The sequence below is a fragment of the Martelella sp. genome, from assembly GCF_984369615.1.
On sequence record NZ_CFHTCS010000336.1, the window covers coordinates 1 to 4718 of the forward strand.

Annotated in this window: 6 protein-coding genes; 1 reads left to right on the forward strand and 5 read right to left on the reverse strand. The window is 64.2% G+C overall.

The window, feature by feature from the left end; genetic code table 11:
• From AC5DC2_RS19600 to ubiT, 3 genes are all read right to left on the reverse strand, one after another.
• Window positions 1-462 (reverse strand): U32 family peptidase (locus AC5DC2_RS19600; RefSeq protein WP_491699682.1); only part of this gene is annotated, 462 nt, incomplete at its 3' end.
• A gap of 12 nt (window positions 463-474) precedes the next feature.
• On the reverse strand, window positions 475-1452 hold the full coding sequence (gene ubiU, locus AC5DC2_RS19605; RefSeq protein WP_491699683.1) for a ubiquinone anaerobic biosynthesis protein UbiU: 978 nt from the start codon (window positions 1450-1452) through the stop codon (window positions 475-477).
• The gene (gene ubiT / locus AC5DC2_RS19610; RefSeq protein WP_024709341.1) at window positions 1443-1952 is read right to left on the reverse strand and encodes a ubiquinone anaerobic biosynthesis accessory factor UbiT; all 510 of its coding nucleotides are present in this window, start codon (window positions 1950-1952) and stop codon (window positions 1443-1445) included. The genes ubiU and ubiT overlap by 10 nt, the downstream gene beginning before the upstream one ends.
• Before the next feature lie 106 nt (window positions 1953-2058).
• On the opposite strand from ubiT, the gene AC5DC2_RS19615 reads away from it, so the two are divergent.
• Window positions 2059-3552: a UbiD family decarboxylase gene (locus AC5DC2_RS19615; RefSeq protein WP_491699684.1), complete on the forward strand. Its 1494-nt coding sequence runs from the start codon at window positions 2059-2061 to the stop codon at window positions 3550-3552.
• An 18-nt stretch (window positions 3553-3570) separates the two neighbouring features.
• On the opposite strand, the gene AC5DC2_RS19620 is transcribed toward AC5DC2_RS19615, so the two are convergent.
• Entirely contained in the window at window positions 3571-4323 is a 753-nt protein-coding gene (locus AC5DC2_RS19620; RefSeq protein ID WP_051424129.1) for an ABC transporter ATP-binding protein, read from the reverse strand.
• Between the two features lie 20 nt (window positions 4324-4343).
• A partial coding sequence (locus AC5DC2_RS19625; protein WP_491699685.1) for an ABC transporter permease subunit occupies window positions 4344-4718 on the reverse strand: 375 nt, incomplete at its 5' end.

Sequence of the window (4718 nt, forward strand, 5' to 3'; positions counted from 1 at the left end):
GTCACCGGCGATGGACGCAATCGAGCTCATCGGCAATTCGGGCGGCAGGCAGAGCGCGGTCGCGCCCCGCGTCTTCAACAGCCGCGCCGTGGCGCCATTATAGACATTGACCAGCGGGCCGACCGTATGCGGCCTGCTGTCGAGATACATGAAGGCGGAGAGATCATTCACCTCGATCAGCCGCTCGCTTTCGGCGGCAATGGCGCGCAGTTTCCTGGTCTCGCGCGTCAGCGTCACAAGCGCGTAGGTGGAAATGACGACCTCCTTGCCCGCAGCCTCCAGCCGATCGATCACCTCATCCATATGGGGGTCGATGAAATGCTGACGCTTGGAGCAGACCGTCTCGCCGACTATGACGCGGGAGACCGGCGCTTCGTCGGCAATGCGGAAATAGAAGTCGCGCCATTTGGGACCGTCCCAGAGATAATAGACAGGGCCGAGCGTGAGTTGCGTGTTGGTCATGCGATCTCCTCCTTATCGCCATTTCTTCTCATAGGCGCCCGATGTCGTCTTCTGCCCTTCCGACAGGCCGCGCAGCCCCGAAAGAAGCGCGGCCCTTCGTTCCGGACCGGCATCAAGAGCGGCCTTGAGCGTTGAAACGACTTCGGCCACATAGGCCTTGCCGCGCTGGCGCCCTTCGATCTTGAGCGCCGAGACCCCTGCCGCGCGCAGCGCATCGATCTCGCTCATGACATCGAGCGAGACCGGATCCTCGAACGCATAGCCACAGGCCTCGCCGATATCGAACCGGCCCTTGCAGAGCGTCGGGTAGCCGGCGGGCTCGCCCTGGCCGAAACGGTTGATCGTGTAGCCGCCGAGCTCGGAGACCATCTCGTTGCCTTCCCGGCGATAGCGCACGTGGCTTGCGGGCGAGCAGACGCCATGCATGTTCGGCGACTTGCCGGTGGCATAGGAGGAGAGCGAGCACCGCCCCTCGGCCATGACGCAGAGCCCGCCGAAAACGAAGACCTCGATCTCGCAGTTGACGGCCCTCGAAATCCCGGCGATGTCGTCAATCGTCAGCGTGCGGGGCAGCACCACCCGCTTGGCGCCGAAGGCCTGGACCAGAAAGCTGATCGCGTCCGCATTGGAGGCCGAGGCCTGCACCGAGACATGAAGGCGCTGCTCGGGCAGGTTTTCCGCCACATAGGCCATCAGCCCCATATCCGCCAGGATCAGGGCGTCGGCGCCGACCCTTGAGGCATCCCGCGCGCCCTCGTACCAGATCTCTTCCGCCCCGGCGCGCATGAAGGTGTTGAGCGCGACCAGAACCTTCGTGCCGTGACGATGGGCATGGGCGATCGCCTCGCCCAGTTCCTCGCGCGAGAAATTGAGGCCCGGAAAGTTGCGGGCATTGGTCTCGTCGCGGAAACCGCAGTAGACGGCGTCCGCGCCGGCATCGACGGCGGCGCGAAAGGCGGAGGGGGTCCCCGCGGGGCAGATCAGCTCCATGAACGCGGCTCCTCGAACAGAACCTTGCCGCGGATACGCGCCGCCGTACGGGCAACGACCGGGGCGAAGGGACCGGCAAGCGTCGAAAGATCGGTCGGCAGGTCGATGTCGCAATCATCAAGCGCGTTTCTCAGCGCCAGCATGGCTTCCATGTCGCCCGAGATCGCCAGGTCGCGCGAGAAGAACAGCGCATCGCCGTCCAGCCGGCCTTCCATCAGCGCCAGCAACATGAAGAACGGCCCTTCGACGGACGCATCTGCCCCGTCTTCGGCATCGCCGCGCAACACGGTCACCTCTTCATCCGCGGGCGCGACGACGAAGACGAAAGGCAGGTCGATCGGCCGGAAGGCGTAGCGCTTGGACTTGTGCTCGCCCAGACGCTCGAACAGGCCGGGATGGCGGCGGACCAGCCGCTGCAGCAGCATGTTGGCGGTGCGCTCGGCGATCGGAACCGGCACAAGATCGAACGGGATTGCGAGTGCTGGCGGGAATCTCATCAGTTCTGCCTTTTGTTAAGCCGCGATGGCTGCAAACTATCGGCAGCGGGGCCGCTTCGATTTGAGCTAGCGCAAAGACCGCCGCTTTTGCGGCAGTCAATGAAAACACATGAAAAAAGACGTACCGCCGCACCGTTATGACGGGCTCCAGGACTTCCTTGAAACGCTCGAACGCCGGGGCCGGCTGAAGCGGATTGCAAGGCCGGTCGCGCTGAAACACGAAATCACGGAGATCCACAGGCGGGTGCTCGCGAAGGGCGGCCCGGCGCTGATGTTTGAGAAACCCGTGGATGACACGGGCCGGATCAGCTCGATACCGCTCGTCACCAACCTTTTCGGCACGCGCGAGCGCATCGAGTGGGGGTTCGGTCTGGCCGAAGGCGGGATCGGGGAACTGGCGACGCTCCTCAGCGAACTGAAATCACCTCATCCGCCGGCAAGCCTGAGGGACGCGGTGGGCAGCCTGCCGCTGTTGCGTTCGGCGCTCTCTCTCGGCGTGAAGGAAGAAAGCCGTCCGCCCTGCCAGGAGATCGTCTGGCGCGGCGCGGATATCGATCTTGGCCGCCTGCCGGTGCAATGGTGCTGGCCCGGCGAACCGGCGCCGCTCGTCACATGGCCGCTGGTGATCACCCGCGAATGCGCGGGCGCCGGCCCCGCCAATGTCGGCGTCTACCGCATGCAGGTGCTCGGCCGGAATCGGCTGATCATGCGCTGGCTCGAACAGCGCGGCGGCGCAAAGCATTTCCGCTCATGGCAAAAGGCCGGCAAGGACATGCCGGTGGCCATCGCGATCGGCGCCGATCCGGCAACCATCCTGTCCGCCGTCATGCCGCTGCCGGAGGATATGAGCGAACTTGATTTCGCCGGCGTCCTCAGAGGCCGGAAGACGCGCATCGCCCCTGCCCTCACCCAGCCGCTTGCCGTTCCGGCCAATGCGGAAATCGTGCTGGAAGGCACGGTTTCGGTGGCTGAGGAGGCCAATGAAGGTCCCTACGGCGACCACACCGGCTATTTCAATGCGGTCGAGCGGTTTCCCGTCGTCACGCTTTCGGCCATCACCATGCGCAAAAAACCGGTCTACCTGTCGACCTTCACCGGACGCCCGCCGGACGAACCCTCCGTGCTGGGCGAAGCGATGACGGAGCTCTTCATCCCGCTGGTCAGGCAGCAGTTTCCCGAGATCACCGACATCTATCTGCCGCCGGAGGCCTGCTCCTACCGCGCCATCGTCGCCTCGATCGACAAGCGCTATCCCGGACAGGCCCGGCGGGTGATGATGGGGCTCTGGTCGATGCTCTCGCAATTCAACATGACCAAGCTGATCATCATCGTCGACCCCGACATCAACGTCAGACGCTGGGATGATGTGATGTGGGCGCTTTCCACCCGTTTCGACGCCTCGCGCGACACGCTCATTCTGGAGAGCACGCCGGTGGACTATCTCGACTTCGCCTCGCCCAAACCGGGGCTCGGCGGCAAGCTCGGCCTTGATGCAACGAACAAGATCGGTCCGGAAACGAGCCGCGAATGGGGCGCGGTGTTGACGATGTCGGAGCCGGTGAAGGACAGCGTCGACCGGATGTGGCAGGAGCTGGGGCTTTGAGCGGAGCCCGGGGGCCGGTCAGATGCCGGCGCCCTGGTTCTCGTAATTCGCCATCCCCTCGAGGAATTCAGCCACAAAGGGACTTGCCGGCGAGCGGACGAGCTCTTCGGCCGTGCCGAACTGCTCGATCCGGCCTTCCGACATGACGGCGATGCGATCGGCGATCTCGAAGGCCTCCTCCTGATCGTGCGTCACCAGAATGGCGGAAATGCCGACGCGGCGCTGCAGGTCGCGAAGCGCCGTGCGCAAGCCTTTGCGGATCTTGGTGTCGAGCGCGGAAAACGGCTCGTCCAGCAAAAGCATGCGCGGCTCGATGGCCAGCGCGCGCGCCAGCGCCACGCGCTGGCGCTGGCCGCCGGAAAGCTGCGAAGGGTAGCGGTCCGCCAGATGGCCGATCTCCGCCATGTCGAGCAGCGTTTTCACCCGTTCGCCGATCTCGGAGCGCGATGGGCGACGCCCGCGCGGACGCATCCTCAGCCCGAAGGCGGTGTTGTCGGCAACGCTCATATGCTCGAACAGCGCATAGCTCTGGAACACCATGCCGAAGCGGCGCAGCCGCGCCTCCAGCCCGGTAATGTCCTCGCCCTCCATCACCAGCCTGCCGCTGTCGGCAAACTGCAAGCCGGCGATGATCCGCAGAAGCGTGGTCTTGCCCGAACCCGAAGGCCCCAGAAGCGCGACGAACTCGCCGGGGGCAACATCCAGATTGACGGCATCCAGTACACGATTGCTGCCATAGGATTTCGATATGTTTTCGATCTCAAGACCCATGATCGGTCTCCCGGTTGAACTCAGTGCCCATGTGGATGCCGCGCCTCGATCACCGATCGCAGGATCAGGGTAAGAACGGCGATCGCGGCAAGGATGGTGGCGGCGGCGAAGGCGCCGGTCACGTTGTAATCATCATAGAGAAGCTGGACCTGCAGCGGCAGCGTCATGGTTTCTCCGCGAATATTGCCGGAAACGACGCTGACCGCGCCGAATTCGCCGATGACGCGGGCATTCGCCAGGATCGCGCCATAAAGCAGCGCCCAGCGGATATTCGGCAGCGTCACGTAAAAGAAAGTCTGCCAGCCATTGGCGCCAAGCGTGAGCGCCGCCTCTTCCTGATCGCGACCGGTGATTTCCATCAAGGGTATCAGCTCCCGGGCGACAAAGGGGCAGGT